The following is an 18,306-nucleotide window of genomic DNA, read 5'->3' on the forward strand; positions in this document are numbered from 1 at the left end:
GCGGTCAGCCCGACGACCCGGAGGTGAACGGTGTCCAACCCGATGTCCGGCGGTGGCATGGCGGGATGGAGCATGCTCCGGTCGATGCGCAACCGCGACGAGGTGTCCGCCCACCGGCTCAAGCGTGGGGTGGCCCGGCGGATCGTCGCCTTCGCCCAGCCGTACCGCCGCGACATCATCGTCTTCCTGGCCACCGTGGTGCTTGCCGCCATCATCGGCGTGGCCACCCCGGTGCTCGCCGGCGACGTGATCAACGCGATCAACAGGGGTGGCGCCGAGGCGGGCCGGCTGGTGGTCCGCCTGGCACTGTTCATCGCCGCGCTCGCCGTCGCCGACGCGCTGCTGTCCCTGGCCCAACGCTGGTATTCGGCACGCATCGGCGAGGGCATCATCCTCAACCTGCGCACCCGGGTCTACGACCACGTGCAGCGGATGCCGTTGCAGTTCTTCACCCGCACCCAGACCGGCGCCCTGGTCAGTCGACTCAACAACGACGTGCTCGGCGCCCAGCGGGCGTTCACCTCCACCCTCTCCGGCGTGGTCAGCAACGTCATCCAACTCGTGCTCACCGCCGCGGTCATGTTCACCCTGTCGTGGCAGATCACCGCGCTCTCCCTGGTCCTGCTGCCGATCTTCATCATCCCGGCCCGCCGGGTCGGGCGGCGCCTGGCCGACATCACACGTGAGGCGTACAACCTCGACGCCAAGATGAGCGCGACGATGACCGAGCGGTTCGGGGTGGCCGGCGCGCTGCTGGTGAAGCTCTTCGGCCAGCCCGAGATCGAGGCCCGCCGGTTCGCCGACCGGGCCGAACGGGTCCGCGACATCGGCATCCAGTCCGCCATGTACTCCCGCACGTTCTTCGTGGCGATGCTGCTGGTGGCGTCGCTGGCACAGGCCCTCACCTACGGCCTCGGCGGCTGGCTCGCGGTCACCGGAGGCGTCAGCGCCGGCACCGTCGTGACCCTCGCGCTGCTGCTGACCCGCCTGTACGGTCCACTCACCGCGCTCTCCAACGTCCGGGTCGACGTGATGAGCGCGCTTGTCTCCTTCGACCGCGTCTTCGAGGTGCTCGACCTCCAACCCGGCATCGTCGAGAAGCCCGGCGCGGTGCCGGTGCCCCGGGGCAACGGCCGGGTCGATTTCCGGGACGTGCGGTTCCGCTACCCGAGCGCCGCCGAGATCTCCCTCGCCTCCCTCGAAGAGGTCGCCACCCTCGACCGGACGGTCAACGAGCCGGTGCTCAGGGGTGTCTCGTTCAGCGTCGAGCCGGGGCAGATGGTTGCCCTGGTCGGCCCGTCCGGCGCCGGCAAGTCGACGCTGTCCATGCTCATCTCCCGGATCTACGACGTCACCGACGGCCAGGTGCTGGTCGGCGGGGTGGACGTCCGCGACGCGACACTCGCCTCGCTGCGCGACGAGATCGGCGTCGTCACCCAGGATTCGCACCTGTTCCACGAGACGATCGCCGAGAACCTGCGCTACGCCAAGCCGGACGCCACCGACGACGAGATCTGGGCAGCCCTCGCCGGTGCCCAGGTCGCCGACCTGGTCCGGTCGCTGCCCGACGGGCTGGACACCACAGTGGGGGAGCGCGGCTACCGGTTCTCCGGCGGCGAGAAGCAACGCATCGCCATCGCCCGGCTGCTGCTCAAGGCCCCGTCGATCGTGATCCTCGACGAGGCCACCGCACACCTGGACTCGGAGAGCGAGGCCGCCGTACAGCGCGCGCTGTCGGTGGCGCTGGCCGGGCGTACCGCCCTGGTGATCGCGCACCGGCTCTCCACCGTCCGCGACGCCGACCAGATCCTGGTCCTCGACGGCGGACGGATCGTCGAGCGGGGCCGCCACGACGAACTGGTGGCGGTCGGCGGGCTCTACGCCGAGTTGTACCGCACACAGTTCGCCGTCGCCGACTCGCCCCGGCCCTTCGAGGACGCGACAGGCCCCGAGCCGGTGGTCATGCCGCTGGGCACGTACGTCGCCGACGAGGCGATGCCACCCGCCGCCGCCAACTGACCGGCGGCGGGCTCAGGCCGGGCGGCGGTCCGGCAATCCCGTCGCCACCCGTAGTTCGGCGAACGCGGCGCCCAGCGTGACAGGCGTGAAGTGCGCGTTCAGGCCACTCGGGTTGGGAAGCACCCACAGCCGCGCCCCGGCCAGCGACTCCGGCTGCGGCCCGAAGGCGGCCTTCGGCCGCTGAAAACCGATCCGGTACGCGGTCACCCCGACCACCGCCACCCATCGCGGCCGGTACCGGGCCACCTTGTCGGTCAGGATCGTGGCGCCGTCGAGGAGTTCGGAGGCGGTCAGCTCGTCCGCTCGGGCGCTGGCCCGCTCGGCCATGTTGGTGATGCCGAGCCCGAGGGCGGGCAGCGCGTCCTGTTCGCTCGGGTGCAGCAGTCGGGGAGTGAACCCGCCAGTGTGCAACGCCGGCCAGAACCGGTTCCCCGGTCGGGCGAAGTGCCAGCCGGTCGCGGCCGACCAGAGGCCGGGATTGATGCCGACGAAGAGCACCGCGAGGCCGGGCGCGAGCACGTCGGGGATGGTCCGGTCCGCTGCGGCGGCCAGCTCCGCCCTGGTAGGCCGGGGATGGCCGGCGGCAGCACCGCCGGGCCGGACCAGGTCTGGCGGCACCTCGCCGGCTCGCCGGCCCGCGCCCGCTGTCACAGGCCGCGCAGCGCGCCGCCGTCGACCGGCACGGTGAGACCGGTCAGGTAGCTGGCGGCGGGGGAGAGCACGAACGCGGCCACCCGACCGAACTCGGCCGGATCGCCGAGGCGCCGCAGCGGGATGATCGCCTCCGCCTCGGCGCGGGCCCGCTCCGGGTCACCGGTCGCGGCGAACAGTTCGCGGTTGCGGTCGGTCAGGATCCGGCCCGGCAGCAGGCCGACCACCCGTACGCCGCGGGGGCCGTAGTCGTCGGCCACGTCCTTGGCGACGCCGACCAGGCCCGGACGCAGGCCGTTGGAGATGCCGAGACCGGGCACCGGGCCACGGGCCGAGGTGGAGAGCACGAGCCCTATCGCGCCGCCCTCGCCGAGCGCGCCGGCGATCGTGCGTACCGCGCGGACGGTGCCCAGGAAGACGGTCTCGAAGGAGGTCCGCCACTGCTCGTCGCTTATCGACGCCGCGTTGCCGGCCGGCGGGCCGCCGACCGAGATCAGCGCGCCGTCCAGTCGGCCGAAGTGCTCCCGCGCCGCCGCGACGAGCCGCTGCGGGGTCTGCGGGTCGGCCAGGTCCGCGGCGATGCCCACCGCCCGCTGCGGCCCGCCGAGCTGCTCCGCGGCGGCGGCCACCGCGTCCGCGTCCCGGGCCGAGAGCACCACCCGCGCCCCGTCGGCGACCAGGCACTGCGCCGTGGCGTAACCCAGGCCGCGGGAGGCGCCGGTGAGCACGTAGACGCGGTCGGTCAGTCCGAGATCCATGCCGCCGATCCTGCCGCATCCGACAGGCCCCCGCCAACGTCTGCGGCCGGCGCGGGCGGGCGTGGGGCCGGGCGCAGCAGGCGTACCCGACCGGCGATCTGCACCGCCACGGCCCCGCCGGCGCGGGTCACCGCCGGCAGCCGGCGCGGACGTGGCGCCGTGTGCCCGTCGTAGCGCAGGCCCGCCTCGCGCACGGCCAGCTCCTCCGCGCCGGCAGGGGGCAGCGCACCCCGCTCGCGCAACGTCCGGGCCAGGTCCCAGCCGTCGCGCAGCGAACCGGTCGTGGGCCGGCCGGACGCCCAGCGCGCGAATGTCGCAGGCCACCCGTGGCCCAGGCCGGCGGCGAGCAGCGGCCAGTGCCGGGCCACCTCGCCGGCCCGCTTGCGCAGCAGCGCCGCGCGGGCGGCGGCCAGCGGACCCGGCGCGAACCCCGCGGGCGGCGCGCCACCGGCGACCAGAGCCGCGACCAGCTCGGCCTGCCGTTCGGCGAGCCCGGGGCGAGGTTCGCCCGTCATGTCACGGCCGGGAAGCCGGCGGCGGCGGCCAGGGTGTCCAGCTCGGCGCGCAGCTCGGCCGCCGGTGGATAGCTCCCGTCGCGTTCCAGCAGCAGCGCCGGCGGTCGCCGACTGGCGCAGAGCGCGCCGACCAGGTCCAGCACGTCCGGCGGCACCGGGTCGGTGTGCGTGTCGTGGTAGTAGCCGCCGTGCTCCGCCCCGCCGGCCACGTGCGCGTACCCGACCCGGTCCAGGGGGAGGCGGTCGAGCAGCGCGAACGGGTCGGTGCCCCGGTTGCGGGCGTTGGCGTACACGTTGGCGACGTCGAGCAGCAGCAGAGCGTCCGTGCGGTCCAGGATCTCGGTGAGGAAGTCCGCCTCGTCCAACTCGTCGTCCGGCCAGTCGACGAGCGCGGCGATCGGTTCCAGGGCGATCGGCACCGGCAGTTCGGCCTGCGCCCGTGCCACGTTGGCGCAGACCGCGTCGACCGCCTCCCGGCTGCGGGGCAGCGGCAGCAGGTGCCCGGCCTCCAGCCCGCCGGCCCGGACGAAGGCGATGTGTTCGCTCACCAGCGGGGCGTCGACCCGCCGCGCCACCGCCGCCAGGTGGGCGACCCGGGCCGGGTCGACCGGCTCGGCGCCGCCGAGCGAGAGCCGCACCCCGTGCGGTACGACTGTCACCGCGCGGTCGCGCAGCTGCGCCAGTCCCGGCGGGAGCGGCCCGGACGCGGGCACCGACTCGGCCACCACCTCGACGAACCGCAGGCCGGGCAGCTCGGCCACGAAACCGGCGATCTCCGGGCGCCAGCCGATGCCGATCCCGGACAGGCCCGTCATCCGCCGCACCCGCCGCCGCCGCAGCCTCCGCCACCGCACGAGCTGCCGCCACCGCAGGAGCTGCCACCGCCCGACGTGCCGCTGGAGCCCGACGACCAGCCACCGCCGAGGGCCTGGCGCTGCACCTCGGCCTGCTCGGCGAAGCCCGGGTCGAGCGCCCAGAGCGACGCGGTGCCGTACAGGGCCACTCCCATCGCCGCGCCGGCCGCCCCGTAGGTGGCGTACGCGGGCGACGAGCCGGGGGCCAGGTGGGTGTGCGCCCGGCGCTGGTCGCGCAGCGCGGCGCGGCCGGCCCGGGTGGTCTGCGGGGCGCGCCACAGCAGCAGCACCGCCGCCAGCACAGCGAACAGGGTGAGCAGCAGGTAGCCGACCGGGCGCCCGTTGGTCAGGCCGGCGAACAGCCGCACCACGCCCAGCACCAGCAGGGCGGCGAGGACCCGGCTCCACCGCCGGACGGCTGCCCGCTGCGCCGGGCTCAGCAGCAGGCCTCGTTGCTCCAGGTCGGCGCGCAGCTGGTCGAGGGCGTCGCGTACGCGCTGTTCCCGCTGCAGGTCCCGGGCCCGGGACCGCTGGTGGGCGGCCCAGTGGATCGCCTGGTCCAGTGGGGTGAGCCCGGTCGGCGCCGGGCCGGTGGTGAGCAGCCGGCGGTCCGGTCCGACACCTATCGCGCCGCTGCCGCGCAGTCCACCGAGCGCGGCGTGCACGGCGAGCGCCGGCCCGCCGTTGAGGTACGCGAGCTGCTGCGCCCCGAGCGGGCCGGGGACTGCGGTGTTCGCGCCGGCCAGCAGCCGGACCCGGTGGTACACCGCGACCGCCACCACCACGGCGCTCGCCAGGAGGTAGAACCGGAGGAAGGTCGGGCCGGGGATGCCCCAGGTGTCGCCCGACGCGGCATGGACGATCATCAGTTGCTCCTGTCGCCGGAGGGATCGGCGGCCCCATTGTGGAGCAGCGCCGCCACGTCCGGCGGACCGGTGTCGGGGCGGTCAGTGGCGGCGGACCGCCTCCTCGACGAGGTCGAGCACGGGACCGAGGTCGCCGGCCGGCCGGCCCATCGCCAGGTGGAGCACCAGGCCGTCGTACGCCAGCTCCAGGAACTGGGCGAGCACGTCGATCGGTACGTCCTCGCGCAGCACGCCGGCGTCGCGCTGGCGGGCCAGGCGGTCGCGGGTGGCCTCGGCGATCGCGGCGGACCGTTCCGCCCAGCGGCGGGCGAACGCCGGGTCGGTGCGCAGCCGGCGGGACACCTCCAGTTGGCTGCCCAGCCAGCCTGTGGTGTCCGGGGAGACCGCCCGGGCCAGCAGGTCGCGCATGACCTGGACCAGGCCGTTGCGGGCCACCGTCTCGACCATGACGGCGGCGTCGTCCTCGGCGACGGCCAGAAAGAGCGAGTCCTTGTCCCGGAAGTGGTGGAAGATGGCGCCGCGGGACAGGCCGGTGGCCTCCTCGAGGCGGCGTACCGTCGCCCCCTCGTAGCCGTGCCTGGCGAAACACGCCCGCGCGGCGGCGAGGATCTCCTGCCGGCGCGCGTCGAGCTGATCCTGGCTTACTCTGGGCACGCGTCGATCGTCGCAGGTCACCCTGGGGGCATGCAAACCGTACGTACGGCTTGGTGCGCTTGCGTCTACCATCGGCCGGTGACCCCGCCCCACCCCGTGCCGACCGCCCCGCTGACCGTCGCCACCGTCCAGGCCACGCCCACACCCGGTGACGTCGCCGGCAACGCGCTGGCCGCCGCCGACCTGGTCCGCCGCGCCGGTGGGCAGGGCGCCCGGGTGGCAGTGCTGCCCGAGTTGTACCTCTGCGCGTACCATCCGCCGACCCTCGCCGCCGACCCGGCCGGCACCGACGTCGCGGCCGACCCGACAGGCGCGGTCGCGGACGCCCGGCTCGACCCGCTGCGCGTCGCGGCGCGCGAGGCCGGCGTCACGGTGCTCGTCGGCGCCGCCGCCCGCCACCCGGACGGGCGGCGGACCATCGCCGCCCTGGTGGTCGACCGCGCCGGCGCGGTCCGGGTCGGCTACGACAAGCAGCAACTGTGGGGCGACGAACGCGAGCTGTTCGACGTCGGTGCACGGGGCGCCACGCTTCTCGTCGACGACTGGCGGCTCGGGTTGGCCATCTGCTACGACGGCTGCTTCCCCGAGCACGCCCGGGCCGCGGCCCTCGACGGCGCGCACGGCTACCTGTGCCCCAGCGGGTACCTGGCCGGCTCGGAACACCGCCGGGACCTCTACTACGCCGCGCGGGCACTGGACAACACGATGTTCGTGGTCTTCGCGAACGCTGTCGGGGGAGCGGACCCGTGGCGGTTCAACGGCGGCGCGGCGATCTACGACCCGCAGGGACGGGCGCTGGCCCGGGGCGCCGACGAGGGCACGGCGGTGCTCGTGGCCACGCTGGACCCGGCCGCGCTCGCCGCCACCCGGGCGGCCCATTCGATGCTCGCCGATCGGATGCCGAACCAGGGTGGCCAGCGGGTGTCGATGTCCGGTTGAGCGCCCCGTCAGGTCGACACCCGCCGGATCTGTTGGCGGACACGTCGGTCCCGTAGGGTGCCCGAGTGCCACTGCTCCTGCTGGACCTGGACAACACCCTGCTGGATCGGGCCGGGCCGTTCCGCCGCTGGGGTGAGCGCTTCCTGGACGGCATCGGCGCGCCCCCCACCGACATCGAGTGGCTGCTCTCGATCGACGCGGACGGTCTGACCGACCGCTGGGACCTGGCCGACGCGATCCGGGACCGCTACGAGCTGCGGGTCCCCTCGATCGACCTGGTGGAGGAGCTGCACGACGGGGTGGTCGCGCAGACCCGGCTGGATCCGCTCACCGCGTGCGCGCTGCGGATCGCCGACGACGCGGGCTGGATCCCGGTAGTGGTCTGCAACGGCACGGTACGCGTGGAGGAAGCCAAGATCCGCCGGACCGGCCTGGACCGCTACGTCGCGGACTGGGTGATCTCCGAGGAGGCCGGGGTCAGCAAGCCCAACCCGCGGATCTTCGCGCTCGCAGCGCAGCGGGTACGGATGCCCCTGCGGGGCGCCTGGGTGGTCGGGGACAGCCCGGAGGCGGACATCGGCGGCGCCGCCGCGGTCGGCCTGCCCAGCGTCTGGCTGCATCGCGGGCGTACCTGGTCGGACGTGCGGTTCGCGCCCAGTCGCACCGTGGACGGGCTGATCGCCGCGGTCGCCACCGTGCTCGCGAGCTGACGCGCGCCCGCCGGTCCGCGGCGGTAATTCGGTTGACCGGCCGGCGGGGCTGCGGCGAGCATTGTCGACGCAACGTGCACCCCGGGCGTGCGCCCGGTCGAGGAGAGGGGGTCGGTCATGGCCGTCTTCGCAGGTCGCTTCCAGCTGCCTATCTCAGCCTCGACCAAGGGAACCTCACCACAGTGCGCGATCATGACCTGCCGGCGCTCGAGCGCCGCAGCCGCGGCAAGCGCCGCTTCGACGACGACGAACCACAGTTCCTGAAGCGCGAGCGGCCCACCGAGCCGCCCGCCGATCCCGACACCGAGCCCGACCCGGACACCGGCGAGCACTGGTCGTCCTGGGACGACGCCGTGCACGGGCCGCAGCCGCACCCGGACTGGCTGGTCACCGAGCTGGCCGCCAAGGACACCGAACTGGGTGTGCTGAAGACCGGCAAGGAGGCGGACGTCCACCTGGTCCGTCGGGCGGTGCCGGACACGGACCGGTCCTGCCTGCTGGCGGTCAAGCGGTACCGGGACGCCCAGCACCGGCTGTTCCACCGCGACGCCGGCTACCTGGAGGGCCGTCGGGTACGCCGGTCCCGGGAGAACCGGGCGATGGCCGGCCGGACGGCCTTCGGCCGACAGATGATCGCCGGGCAGTGGGCCGCCGCCGAGTTCGCCGCCCTGGCCCGGCTCTGGGAGATCGGCGCCGGGCACGACCGGATCGCCGTGCCGTACCCGGTGCAGCTGCGCGGCACCGAGCTGATGCTGGAGTTCGTCGGCGACGCCGAGTCGGGGCTGGCCGCGCCCCGGCTGGCCCAGTTGCGTCCCGGCCCGGCCGAGGTACGCGATCTGTGGGCGCAGCTGGTGGAGGCGCTGCGCGTGCTGGCCCGGGCCGGGTACGCGCACGGCGACCTGTCGCCGTACAACCTGCTCGTGCACTCCGGCCGGCTCGTCGTGATCGACCTGCCGCAGGTGGTCGACGTGGTGGCGAACCCGCAGGGGCCCGACTTCCTGGCCCGCGACGTGCGGGTGGTGAGCGCCTGGTTCGTGGCCCGGGGGCTGCCCGTGGAGCAGGCCGATCCGCTCGCGCTGACCGGGGAGCTGCTGCGCGAGGCGGGTATCCGCTGACCGGGGCGGGTCGGGCGGCCCGGCCGTCCGACCCACCCGCGTCGGTCACTGGAGGTAGCGCTCCACCTCCGGCTTGGGGCGCTCGCCCTGGGCGTCCGGGTCGCCGTGGGTCTCCCGGGCGGCCCGCCTGCGGCGCAGCAGGTCCCAGCACTGGTCGAGGGACTCCTCGAGGTCGCGCAGCCGGGCGCTGGCGTCGCCCTCGGTGCCCGACTCGGTGGCCTGGGCCTCGGCGCGCAGCTTGTGTTCCTCGTCGACCAGTTCGGAGATCCGGTTCAGGATGGTCTTGTCGTCCATGCCTGAGAGCCTGGCACAGGGTGCCCTGCGTCGCCCGGATTCGGGGGTACCGGTGCGTCCTCGCTCACGTCCTGGGATCGCGGCCCGTCCCCGGGCCGCGCGGAGCCCTGCCTCGCCGCCGACCCGCCTCCCGGCGACCGGCCGGAGTGATCACCGATCGGGCCGTCCGCGTCGTCGGTGGCCGGTCCCGACCTGCGCCGCGATCACTCCTGACTGTCCACTCAGGAGTGAAATGGCTCACCACCACTGCGGCAGGCCCGGTGCGACTGTGGAATTCGCCGGGTTGGGGGTCTGGAGGTGGCTCGCGTTTGGTGAGATGCTTCCGACGCCCAGAAGGTGAAAGTTCCACAGTCCTGACCGTGCCAAGTGGACAATTGCGCGCGGTGGGACAACGAGGAGACGTGGTTTCGATGTCGCAGGTGTCCGATGCCGGCCCCGCCCCCCTCAGCACCGAGCCGCGGACGATCCCGCTGCACCGCGCCCTGCCCGCGCTGGTCCGTGATCCGCTCGCCGCGCTTGTCAACTTCGCCGACGCCGCCGCCGGCGAGGTCGTCCGGCTGAACCTGGGCACGTTCCGCCCGTACCTGGTGAGTCATCCCGAGCACCTGCAACGCGTGCTGAGGGACAACGTTGCCAACTACACACGCGACGGAGACGGGCTGCTCTGGCGACCCGTCCGCCGCATCGTCGGCGACGCCATCCTGGTCGCCGAGGGGGAGATCTGGGAGTCCAGCCGGGGTGCGCTGCAACCGCTGTTCACCGCCAAACGGGCCGAGACGCTCGTCGACAGGATGGCCGAGGCGATCAACGAGGCCGTCGACGAGTGGCTGGAGCCGGCCCGCGAGGGCCGCCCCATCGACGGCGGCGCCGAGCTGACCCGGATCGTCCTGCGCACCACCATGCGGGTCCTCTTCGCCGACCGGATCTCGGTGCCGGACGCGTTGCGCATCAGCGCCGCGCTGGACACGGTCACCACCGCGATGCTCCCGCGACTGCTCGTGCCGTTCGTGCCGTACGCCCTGCCGATGCCCGGCGACCGCGCCTTCAACGAGGCGGTACGGACCATCGACGAGGTGGTGCTGCCGATCATCCGGGAGGCGCGTGCCCGGCCCACCGACGGCGACGACATCATCTCCACCCTCTGCCGACCCCGCGCAGACGGAACGGAACCCGACGAGTACGCCATCCGCGGCGACGTGGTCGCCATGTTCTCCACCGCCACCGAGACCACAATCGCGCTGCTCTCCTGGCTCTGGCCGGTGCTGTCCTCCCGCCCCGACGTGGCCGAGCGGATGACCGACGAGATCGAGCGGGTGGTCGGCGCCGACCGGGTCGGCCGCGAGCACCTGCCCCAGCTGCGCTACGGCCGGATGGTGCTCGACGAGATGCTCCGGCTCTACCCGGCCGGGTGGATGATCCCGCGGACCGCCGTCGCCGACGACGTGCTGGGCGGGGTGCGGATCAAAGCCGGCGGCACCGTGCTGGTCAGCCCGTACGTCACCCAGCGGATGTCGACGTTCTGGACCGACCCGACGCTGTTCGACCCGGAGCGCTTCGCCCCGGAGCTGCCCCGGAGGCGGTACCGCTACTCCTACTTCCCGTTCGGTGGCGGCCCGCACCAGTGCCTCGGGCAGTATCTCTTCCTCCTCGAGGCGCAGCTCATCGTTAGCACCGTGCTGAGTCGCTACCGATTCCGGCTGCGTGAGCCCGTCGACCTGACACCCCGGCTCGGCGCCTCGCTGCAACCCAAGCAGCGGGCCGAGCTGATCCTCACCCCGGTCGAACGCCCGGTCGCGTCGTGACGGGGGCGTCGTGGCCGGTGCGGACCGGTCCAGACGCCGTCGCCGAGCAGGGCCGGGTGTGCGCGCTCGCCGTGCGCGGCGTCCGCGACCTCCAGGACGTCACCGCCGCCCACCCCGAGCTGTTCGACGCCGCGCCCTTCGACCCGGCGCTGCTCAGCTCGGTGGCCACCGCGATCGCGTTCACCGCGCCGTGGCACACCGCCGCCGAACTGCGCATCACCACCCGTACCCTGCTCTGGGTCTTCGCGGCCGACTGGCAGGTCGACTACCTCGCCCGGTCGGCGGACGACGTCCGGCAGGTGGTGACCGACTGCCTGGCGGTGGCCGACGGCGCCGCCCCGCCGCCGGGGCGCCATCTCGCCCGGCTCCTCGCCGACCTGCGCGACGCGCTCGTCGAGGTGCCGGCGTTCGCCCGCTACCGGCCGATCTGGCGCGAGGAGCTGGCGCGGATGTTCGCCGCCGTTTCCCGCGAGTGGGACTGGAAGAACCTGCCCACCGACCCGTCCACCGGTCGGCGTCTGCCGGACCTCGACCGCTACCTGGACAATGCCGACAACCTGGCCTGCTCCTTCGTCAACGTCACCCACTGGATCGCGACCGGCGACGAGAAGACCCTCGCCCAGCTGACCGACCTGCTGGACGCTGGGCGCGGCGTGCAGCGGGTGCTGCGGCTGGTCAACGACCTCGCCACCCACGGCCGGGACGACGAGTGGGGCGACCTGAACGCGTTGCAGCTGGTCACCGCGCCGGAGCAGGTGCACGCCCGGCTGACCGAGCTGACCAGCCGGTCCCGGGGGGACCTGGCCGCCCTCGCGGAGCGCTGCCCCCGCCAGGCGGACTACCTGCACCGGCAGATCTCCTTCACCGGCGGCTTCTACCAACTGTCGGACTTCTGGGGAGCACGCGATGAGTGAGGGCCCCCACCGGATCCTGGCCCAGCCGGCCACCGACGCCGCCGCGCGCGAGCTGATCGCCGGCCTCGCGCTGCGGCCGTGGGGGCAGGTCGCCGCCTCGGTGTACGAGAGCGCCCGGCTGGTCGCCGGCGCGTCCTGGCTGCCGGGACATGACAAGCGGGTCGGGTTCCTGCTGCGCGAGCAGCGCCCGGACGGCGGGTGGGGCCCACCCGAGGGGTACGCCCTGGTGCCCACGCTCAGCGCCACCGACGCCCTGCTCGCCGTGCTGGCCGACGGCGGATGGGCCGGGGCGGACCCGCTCGCCCCGGTGGCGCGCGGGCTGGACGCGCTCACCGGCCGGCTGCTCGCCACGCACGCGCGGGAGTTGCCGGACACCCCGGCGCTGGACCTCATCGTCCCGGCGCTGGTCGAGTCGATCAACGACCGGGTGGCCCGGCTGGACCGGGCGGTCGCCGACCGGCTGCCCCGCTGGCCGCTGGCACTGCCCGCGGGGCTCGGTCCCGACCGCTTGAGTGCGGTACGGGCAGCGGTGGCCGCCGGGGCGGTGCTACCGACGAAGCTTGCCCACTTCTACGAGGTGCTGGGCGCGACGCCGGCCGACGCCGGGCCGACCCTCGCCGCCGTCGGCGCGTCACCCGCCGCGACCGCCGCCTGGCTGACCGTCGCCAGTCCGGACGCCGGCCCCGCCGCGCACGCCTTCCTGCGGGAGTTGATCCGCGAGGGCGACGGGCCGGTGCCCTGCCCGACCCCGATCACCGTGTTCGAACGGGCCTGGGTGCTCAGCGGACTTGGCCGCGCCGGCGTCGCGGTCAACCCGCCGGCCACCGTGCTGCGTACCCTGGCCGCCGCCACCGGCGCCGAGGGCGTCGCCACAGGCGAGGGCCTGCCGACCGACGCCGACACCACGTCGGTCACGCTGGACGCGCTGGCCCGTCTCGGCCGTCCCGCGGACCCGGCCAGCCTGTGGACGTACGAGACGGCTGACGGTTTCTGCACCTGGCCGGGGAGCGAGGACGGTTTCTCGGTCACCACAAACGCCCACGTGCTGGACGCGTTCGGCCAGCACGTGGCCGCGCGGCCCGGCGCGGACGCGCGGTACCACCGGACGATCGAACGGCTCAGCGTCGTGCTGCCGGCGTACCAGCTCGCCGAGGGCCCCTGGCAGGACCGGTGGCACGCCTCGCCGTACTACGCGACTGCCTGCTGCGTGCTGGCCCTGGCGGAGTTCGGTCGCGGCGGCGCGGCCGCCGAGGCGGTGGACCGGGCGGCCCGCTGGGTGCTGGAGAGCCAACGCGTCGACGGCTCGTGGGGGCGCTGGGGCGGCACCGCCGAGGAGACCGCGTACGCCCTGCAGGTGCTGCTGGCCGCGCCGACGGGAGCGCCGCGGGTCGACGATGCGGTGGCTCGCGGCCACGCCTACCTGCACCAACCGACCGGCCGACAGCACCCTCCACTGTGGTACGGCAAGGAGCTGTACTGTCCTACGGCGATCGTTCGCGCGGCGGTGCTTGCCGCCTGCCGGCTGTCCTCCGTCCACCTGGCGGGCGTCGACCGTTCGGTGGTGGATTGTGGTTACCAGGTAACAAAAACAACAACTTGAGGGGTTGTGTGGACACTGCTAGCGTACGCAGAGCCTCAGCCCCGTATGCCCCGCTGTGGCGGGACGCGTCACCCTCATGATCACCCGTTGATGAGCTGAGTCAACGCCCGGCCTGGGACGGTTCAATGCGTTCTCGCGGTACGAGTATCCGCACCAAGGTTGTCGCCCTGCTGCTCTCCCTTGTCGCGCTCTGGATGTTCGCGGCCTGGGTGACCCTGCGTGACGGGTTCAACCTGCTCGGTGTCCAGCTGCTCAACAGCAAGATCTACGCGCCCAGTGAGCCGCTGTTGCAGGAGCTCCAGTTGGAGCGGCGGCTCACCCAGTCGTACCTGAGCAACCCCGGCGCCGAGCAGCGGGCGGCGCTGGAGGCCAAGCAGCGCGAGACCGCGAAGCTGGCGGCGGACTTCGCCGGCTCGGTCGACAACTGGCAGGTCGACGTGGCCGGCAGTTCGGCGCTCGACGCGCAGCTGAACGCGTCCATCACGCGGATCAACGCGTTGGAGCAGACCCGCGCCCAGGTGCTCGGCCGCTCCGTCGACCGGGTCGCCGCCGCCGACGCCTACACCGAAGCCATCGAGTCGATCTTCCAGATCTACGACGTCACGGGCAGCCTGGACGACAAGACGATCGCCGCCGACGCGGCCGCCCTGATCCAGCTGAACCGGATGAAGGAGTTGATCTCCCAGGAGGACGCGCTGCTCAGCGGCCTCTTCGGCAACGGTCGGATGAGTGGCCCGGAGTACGCCCGCTACGTCAGCCTGGTCGGGGCCGAGCGGTTCCTCGGCGAGGAGACCCGGGCTCGGCTCGCCGACGCCGACGAGCGCCGCTACCAGCAGCTCGTCGAAGGGGAGGCGTTCACCCAGCTGCGCGCCGTACAGGACAGCATCATCCGCGAGGGCCGCCCGGCGACCCAGCTGCCGATCAGCGCCGAGCAGTGGCGCGGCACCGTGGAACCGGCGCTGGCCGGGGTGAACGACGTGGTGGCCGACGGCGGTGAGGGCATCGTCGGCCGGGCCACCGGCGTCGCCGTGATGGTCGTCGTCCGGCTGGTGCTCGCCACCGGTCTGGGTCTGCTCGCCGTCATCGCCTCCGTGGTCATCTCGATCTCCACGGCCCGGAACCTGCTGCGCCAGCTCGACCGGCTCCGCCAGGCCGCCTGGCAGCTCGCCGACGAACGGCTGCCGCGCGTGGTGGAACGACTCGGCCGCGGCGAGGAGGTCGACGTCGCGACCGAAGCGCCCCCGCTGGAGTTCGGCACCGACGAGATCGGTCAGGTCGGCAAGGCGTTCAACGCCGTCCAGGAGACCGCGCTGCGCACCGCCGTCGAGCAGGCCGACCTGCGCCGCAACGTCCGCGAGGTCTTCCTCAGCCTGGCCCGACGCACCCAGGCGCTGGTGCACCGCCAGCTCACGCTGCTCGACGCCATGGAACGGCGTGAGCACGACGCGGAGGAGCTGGAGGACCTCTTCCGGGTCGACCACCTGGCCACCCGGATGCGGCGCAACGCGGAAAACCTCATCGTGCTCTCCGGCTCCACCCCCGGCCGGGCCTGGCGGCGCAACGTCCCGATGGTCGACGTGGTCCGTGGCGCGGTGGCGGAGGTGGAGGACTACACGCGGGTCAACGTGCTGCCGCTCGGGCCGGTCTCGCTCGCCGGCCGCGCGGTCGGCGACATCATCCACCTGCTCGCCGAGCTGATCGAGAACGGTCTGTCGTTCTCGCCGCCGCACACCACTGTTGAGGTACGCGGTCAGCTCGTGGCCAACGGGTTCGCCATCGAGATCGAGGACCGGGGCCTCGGCATGAGCGAGGAGGACCTGGCCGCGGCGAACCACCGCATCGTCGACCAGTCCGAGCTGAACCTCGCCAACGCCGCCCGGCTCGGCCTCTACGTGGTGAGCCGGCTGACCGAGCGGCACGGCGTGCGGGTGCGGCTCAAGGAGTCGGCGTACGGCGGCACCACAGCCGTGGTGCTGATCCCGCTGGACCTGGTCACCGAGAACGGTCCGTCCCCGGAGGACTCCGGCGCGATGCGGACCGGCTCGCCGGCCATCGCCCTGCCCTCGGGTGCGACCGGCGACACCGCCCGGCCGGCAGTCCTCGCGCCGGTCGCGGTGGCGGCCGAACCGGCGGCGCCGGGAACGACAGCCCCGCCGGCGCCCGTCACCCCGGACGGGCCGCCGGTACCCGACACCACCACCGTGACAGCGCAGGCCGATGGCGTCGACGTGGACGCCGCCCTGCCCACGCGTCAGCGCACCCAGCAGGCCACCGGCATGCCGGACCTGCCCACCCGGGCCCGGCGCGTTCTGGGCCAGCCCGCCCTGGAGGCCCCCACGGTGCCCACCGGTCTGCCCGCGGTCGAACCCTCCCACCCGACGGACAGCGCGAGCGAGCCGGCTCCCGACGCCGGGCCGCTGCCGGCCCGCGCCGAGACCGACCGCACCGGCTCAGGCCTGCCGGTCCGGGTGCGACAGGCGAACATCGTGCCCGAGCTGCGTGACGACCCGGCGGCGACAGACACCGACGACGAGGACGTGGCACGCCCCCCGGAGCAGGTGCGCCGGATGATGAGCTCCTACCAGACCGGCACCCGACGCGGTCGTACCGACGCGGCGCGACTGCTCGGCGGCGGAGCGGGCACCCCGCCGAGCGCGACGCCCGAGCCGGGTGACGAGGACCAGCAAGCTACCTGACCGGCCGCCGAGGATGCGGATCTCCGCACGGTGTGACGGTCAGCCCCAGACGAATACGGCGCAACAGCCGGGCGAGAAGAGGACGACGAAGTGGCGCAGAAGACGGCTTCGAGTGCCGACCTGACGTGGTTGCTGGATGATCTGGTGGGCCGGGTCAAGCAGGCCGAGCACGCGGTCGCGCTCTCCACCGACGGACTGTTGATGGCCTCCTCCCAGGGATTGAGCCGGGACGACGGCGAACACCTCGCGGCGATGGCCGCCGGCATCCAGAGCCTGGCCCGGGGCGCGGGGAAGCGCTTCGGTGGTGGGCAGGTGCAGCAGACCATCATCGAGATGCAGTCGTCGTTCCTGTTCGTCACCGCCGCCGGCCGCAACGCCTGCCTCGCGGTCCTGGCCACCGAGGACGCCGACGTCGGCCTCATCGCCTACGAGATGGCGATGCTTGTCACCCGGGTCGGCAAGTACGTCGCCTCCCCGTCCCGAGGCGTCGAGCAGCCGGCCGGCGAGAAGTAGGGCCCATGACGGTGCAGGGAGACTCCGCAGACCATCAGTGGGTGGACGACCATGCGGGCCCGGTGGTGCGCCCGTACGCGGTGACGCGTGGCCGGGCACGCCCGGTCACCGGCACGTTCGACCTGATCTCCCTTGTCACCGCGACCCGAGCCGAGGTCACGCCGGAGGTCGGCCTCGGCCCGGAACACCTGGCGATCGTCGGGCTGTGCCAACGCATACAGTCCGTCGCCGAGATCGCCGCCCATCTCGACCTTCCGGTGGGCACCATCCGGGTGCTCCTCGGCGACCTGGCGGCCCGCAGCCTGGTGCAGGTCCGCGAGCCGCAGACCACGGCCGGTCTTCCCGACAACAGCATCTTCGAGGCGGTAATCAATGGACTACGGGCACTCTGACCGGCCGGCGGGAGCGACCCCACTGCCCACCGCGATCAAGATCCTGGTCGCCGGTGGGTTCGGCGTGGGCAAGACCACGATGGTCGGCGCGGTGAGCGAGACCCGGCCGTTGCGCACCGAGGAGGTGCTGACCGAGTCAGGTGTCGGCATCGACGACCTGTCCGGGGTGGAGGGCAAGACCACCACCACCGTGGCGATGGACTTCGGTCGGATCACCATCAGCGACGACCTGGTGCTCTACCTGTTCGGCACGCCCGGGCAGGACCGGTTCTGGTTCGTCTGGGACGAGCTGGCGCTCGGCGCTATCGGCGCGGTAGTGCTTGCCGACACCCGCAGGCTGGCCGACTGCTTCCCGTCCATCGACTACTTCGAGGGTCGGGGCACCCCGTTCGTGGTCGCCGTGAACTGCTTCGAAGGCGCCCGCACGTACCGGTTGGACGAGGTGCAGGCCGCGTTGAACCTGGACCCGGATGTGCCGGTGCTGCTCTGCGACGCCCGGCAGCGCGAGTCCAGCAAGGAGGTCCTCGTGACGCTCATGGAGCACGCCATGAAGACCCGCGAGGCCCGCCGCCGCGCCGCCGGGGGAAACTGACAGGGGTTTTTCGGGAGAGGGTGTCCGGAACGGCTCCGGCCGATCGTCATGCTGGTGATACCCCGAGAAACCGAGGGAGCGACCAGATGAAGTACCTGATGTTCGTGTGCAGCGACAGCGAGCCGGACACCGACCCCACCGAGCTGCCCGACATCCACAAGTGGGTGGCGGAGAACGACTCCCGTGGCCGCCGCCTGACCGGCAACGTGCTGGCGCCGACCAGTGCGGCCACCACCGTCCGTGTCCGCGCCGGCGAGCTGCTGGTCTCCGAGGGGCCGTTCGCGGAGACCGCCGAGGTGATCGTGGGCTTCGACCTGCTCGAGTGCGCCGACCTGGACGAGGCGATCGAGGTGGCCCGCACCCACCCGATGGCCCGCGAGGGGCGACTGGAGCTGCGGCCGTTCGCGGACCTGCCCGACTGA

The 18,306-nt window shown here is 73.4% G+C and carries 19 protein-coding genes; 12 read left to right on the top strand and 7 right to left on the bottom strand.

Going from position 1 to position 18,306, the window contains the following annotated elements:
* Positions 1-42: 42 nt before the first annotated feature.
* Positions 43-2,019, top strand: a complete 1,977-nt coding sequence (locus AB0N27_RS03265) for an ABC transporter ATP-binding protein (protein ID WP_364366005.1) — start codon at positions 43-45, stop codon at positions 2,017-2,019.
* 12 nt (positions 2,020-2,031) lie between these two features.
* Here AB0N27_RS03265 and mug read toward each other — a convergent pair whose 3' ends face one another.
* The 6 genes from mug to AB0N27_RS03295 form a co-directional block, all read right to left on the bottom strand.
* Positions 2,032-2,637: a G/U mismatch-specific DNA glycosylase gene (gene mug, locus AB0N27_RS03270; RefSeq protein ID WP_364362748.1), complete on the bottom strand. Its 606-nt coding sequence runs from the start codon at positions 2,635-2,637 to the stop codon at positions 2,032-2,034.
* Positions 2,638-2,666: 29 nt separating this feature from the next.
* The gene (locus tag AB0N27_RS03275; protein WP_364362749.1) at positions 2,667-3,428 is read right to left on the bottom strand and encodes an SDR family oxidoreductase; all 762 of its coding nucleotides are present in this window, start codon (positions 3,426-3,428) and stop codon (positions 2,667-2,669) included.
* Positions 3,413-3,943 carry a hypothetical protein gene (locus tag AB0N27_RS03280; protein WP_364362750.1) on the bottom strand — a complete coding sequence of 177 codons (531 nt, stop codon included), beginning with the start codon at positions 3,941-3,943 and terminating at the stop codon, positions 3,413-3,415. The genes AB0N27_RS03275 and AB0N27_RS03280 overlap by 16 nt, the downstream gene beginning before the upstream one ends.
* On the bottom strand, positions 3,940-4,758 hold the full coding sequence (locus tag AB0N27_RS03285) for a DUF692 domain-containing protein (protein ID WP_364362751.1): 819 nt from the start codon (positions 4,756-4,758) through the stop codon (positions 3,940-3,942). Before AB0N27_RS03285 ends, AB0N27_RS03280 begins: the two co-directional genes overlap by 4 nt.
* Positions 4,755-5,663 carry a TIGR04222 domain-containing membrane protein gene (locus tag AB0N27_RS03290; protein ID WP_364362752.1) on the bottom strand — a complete coding sequence of 303 codons (909 nt, stop codon included), beginning with the start codon at positions 5,661-5,663 and terminating at the stop codon, positions 4,755-4,757. The genes AB0N27_RS03285 and AB0N27_RS03290 overlap by 4 nt, the downstream gene beginning before the upstream one ends.
* 81 nt (positions 5,664-5,744) lie before the next feature.
* A complete protein-coding gene (locus AB0N27_RS03295) occupies positions 5,745-6,317 on the bottom strand; it encodes a TetR/AcrR family transcriptional regulator (protein WP_139586810.1) in 573 nt (190 codons plus the stop codon).
* A 78-nt stretch (positions 6,318-6,395) separates the two neighbouring features.
* Here AB0N27_RS03295 and AB0N27_RS03300 point away from each other — a divergent pair, with 78 nt between their 5' ends.
* The 3 genes from AB0N27_RS03300 (at position 6,396) to AB0N27_RS03310 (ending at position 9,081) form a co-directional block, all read left to right on the top strand.
* Complete coding sequence (locus tag AB0N27_RS03300) at positions 6,396-7,256, top strand: carbon-nitrogen hydrolase family protein (RefSeq protein WP_364362753.1); 861 nt, start codon at positions 6,396-6,398, stop codon at positions 7,254-7,256.
* 65 nt (positions 7,257-7,321) lie between these two features.
* Positions 7,322-7,966 (top strand): HAD family hydrolase, encoded by a 645-nt coding sequence (locus AB0N27_RS03305; RefSeq protein WP_364362754.1) that lies wholly within the window; start codon positions 7,322-7,324, stop codon positions 7,964-7,966.
* A gap of 182 nt (positions 7,967-8,148) precedes the next feature.
* Positions 8,149-9,081, top strand: coding sequence for an RIO1 family regulatory kinase/ATPase (locus tag AB0N27_RS03310; RefSeq protein WP_364362755.1), 933 nt, complete (start codon positions 8,149-8,151; stop codon positions 9,079-9,081).
* Positions 9,082-9,126: 45 nt separating this feature from the next.
* Here AB0N27_RS03310 and AB0N27_RS03315 read toward each other — a convergent pair whose 3' ends face one another.
* On the bottom strand, positions 9,127-9,375 hold the full coding sequence (locus tag AB0N27_RS03315; protein WP_364362756.1) for a DUF2630 family protein: 249 nt from the start codon (positions 9,373-9,375) through the stop codon (positions 9,127-9,129).
* Positions 9,376-9,839: 464 nt separating this feature from the next.
* Here AB0N27_RS03315 and AB0N27_RS03320 point away from each other — a divergent pair, with 464 nt between their 5' ends.
* The 8 genes from AB0N27_RS03320 to AB0N27_RS03355 all read left to right on the top strand — a co-directional run bounded on the left by AB0N27_RS03320 (position 9,840) and on the right by AB0N27_RS03355 (position 18,306).
* Positions 9,840-11,177, top strand: a complete 1,338-nt coding sequence (locus AB0N27_RS03320) for a cytochrome P450 (RefSeq protein WP_364366008.1) — start codon at positions 9,840-9,842, stop codon at positions 11,175-11,177.
* Positions 11,178-11,194: 17 nt separating this feature from the next.
* Positions 11,195-12,091: a terpene synthase family protein gene (locus AB0N27_RS03325; RefSeq protein WP_364362757.1), complete on the top strand. Its 897-nt coding sequence runs from the start codon at positions 11,195-11,197 to the stop codon at positions 12,089-12,091.
* Positions 12,084-13,691: a prenyltransferase/squalene oxidase repeat-containing protein gene (locus AB0N27_RS03330; RefSeq protein ID WP_364362758.1), complete on the top strand. Its 1,608-nt coding sequence runs from the start codon at positions 12,084-12,086 to the stop codon at positions 13,689-13,691. The genes AB0N27_RS03325 and AB0N27_RS03330 overlap by 8 nt, the downstream gene beginning before the upstream one ends.
* A gap of 125 nt (positions 13,692-13,816) precedes the next feature.
* Positions 13,817-16,387, top strand: a complete 2,571-nt coding sequence (locus AB0N27_RS03335; protein ID WP_364362759.1) for a nitrate- and nitrite sensing domain-containing protein — start codon at positions 13,817-13,819, stop codon at positions 16,385-16,387.
* 90 nt (positions 16,388-16,477) lie between these two features.
* Positions 16,478-16,900 (top strand): roadblock/LC7 domain-containing protein, encoded by a 423-nt coding sequence (locus tag AB0N27_RS03340; protein WP_139586819.1) that lies wholly within the window; start codon positions 16,478-16,480, stop codon positions 16,898-16,900.
* Between the two features lie 5 nt (positions 16,901-16,905).
* Entirely contained in the window at positions 16,906-17,292 is a 387-nt protein-coding gene (locus AB0N27_RS03345; protein WP_357355436.1) for a DUF742 domain-containing protein, read from the top strand.
* Entirely contained in the window at positions 17,273-17,884 is a 612-nt protein-coding gene (locus AB0N27_RS03350) for an ATP/GTP-binding protein (RefSeq protein WP_364362760.1), read from the top strand. Before AB0N27_RS03345 ends, AB0N27_RS03350 begins: the two co-directional genes overlap by 20 nt.
* Positions 17,885-17,970: 86 nt before the next feature.
* Positions 17,971-18,306 carry a YciI family protein gene (locus AB0N27_RS03355; protein WP_364362761.1) on the top strand — a complete coding sequence of 112 codons (336 nt, stop codon included), beginning with the start codon at positions 17,971-17,973 and terminating at the stop codon, positions 18,304-18,306.

It is taken from the genome of Micromonospora sp. NPDC093244, assembly GCF_040683695.1.
GTDB lineage: Bacteria > Actinomycetota > Actinomycetes > Mycobacteriales > Micromonosporaceae > Micromonospora.

Bases quoted from the DNA above. Each gene is read 5' to 3' on its own strand.
- AB0N27_RS03265 (WP_364366005.1), top strand. From the start codon at position 43: ATGTCCGGCGGTGGCATGGCGGGATGGAGCATGCTCCGGTCGATGCGC.
- AB0N27_RS03275 (WP_364362749.1), bottom strand. From the start codon at position 3,428: ATGGATCTCGGACTGACCGACCGCGTCTACGTGCTCACCGGCGCCTCC.
- AB0N27_RS03280 (WP_364362750.1), bottom strand. From the start codon at position 3,943: ATGACGGGCGAACCTCGCCCCGGGCTCGCCGAACGGCAGGCCGAGCTG.
- AB0N27_RS03285 (WP_364362751.1), bottom strand. From the start codon at position 4,758: ATGACGGGCCTGTCCGGGATCGGCATCGGCTGGCGCCCGGAGATCGCC.
- AB0N27_RS03290 (WP_364362752.1), bottom strand. From the start codon at position 5,663: ATGATCGTCCATGCCGCGTCGGGCGACACCTGGGGCATCCCCGGCCCG.
- AB0N27_RS03315 (WP_364362756.1), bottom strand. From the start codon at position 9,375: ATGGACGACAAGACCATCCTGAACCGGATCTCCGAACTGGTCGACGAG.
- AB0N27_RS03330 (WP_364362758.1), top strand. From the start codon at position 12,084: ATGAGTGAGGGCCCCCACCGGATCCTGGCCCAGCCGGCCACCGACGCC.
- AB0N27_RS03335 (WP_364362759.1), top strand. From the start codon at position 13,817: ATGCGTTCTCGCGGTACGAGTATCCGCACCAAGGTTGTCGCCCTGCTG.
- AB0N27_RS03345 (WP_357355436.1), top strand. From the start codon at position 16,906: ATGACGGTGCAGGGAGACTCCGCAGACCATCAGTGGGTGGACGACCAT.
- AB0N27_RS03350 (WP_364362760.1), top strand. From the start codon at position 17,273: ATGGACTACGGGCACTCTGACCGGCCGGCGGGAGCGACCCCACTGCCC.
- AB0N27_RS03355 (WP_364362761.1), top strand. From the start codon at position 17,971: ATGAAGTACCTGATGTTCGTGTGCAGCGACAGCGAGCCGGACACCGAC.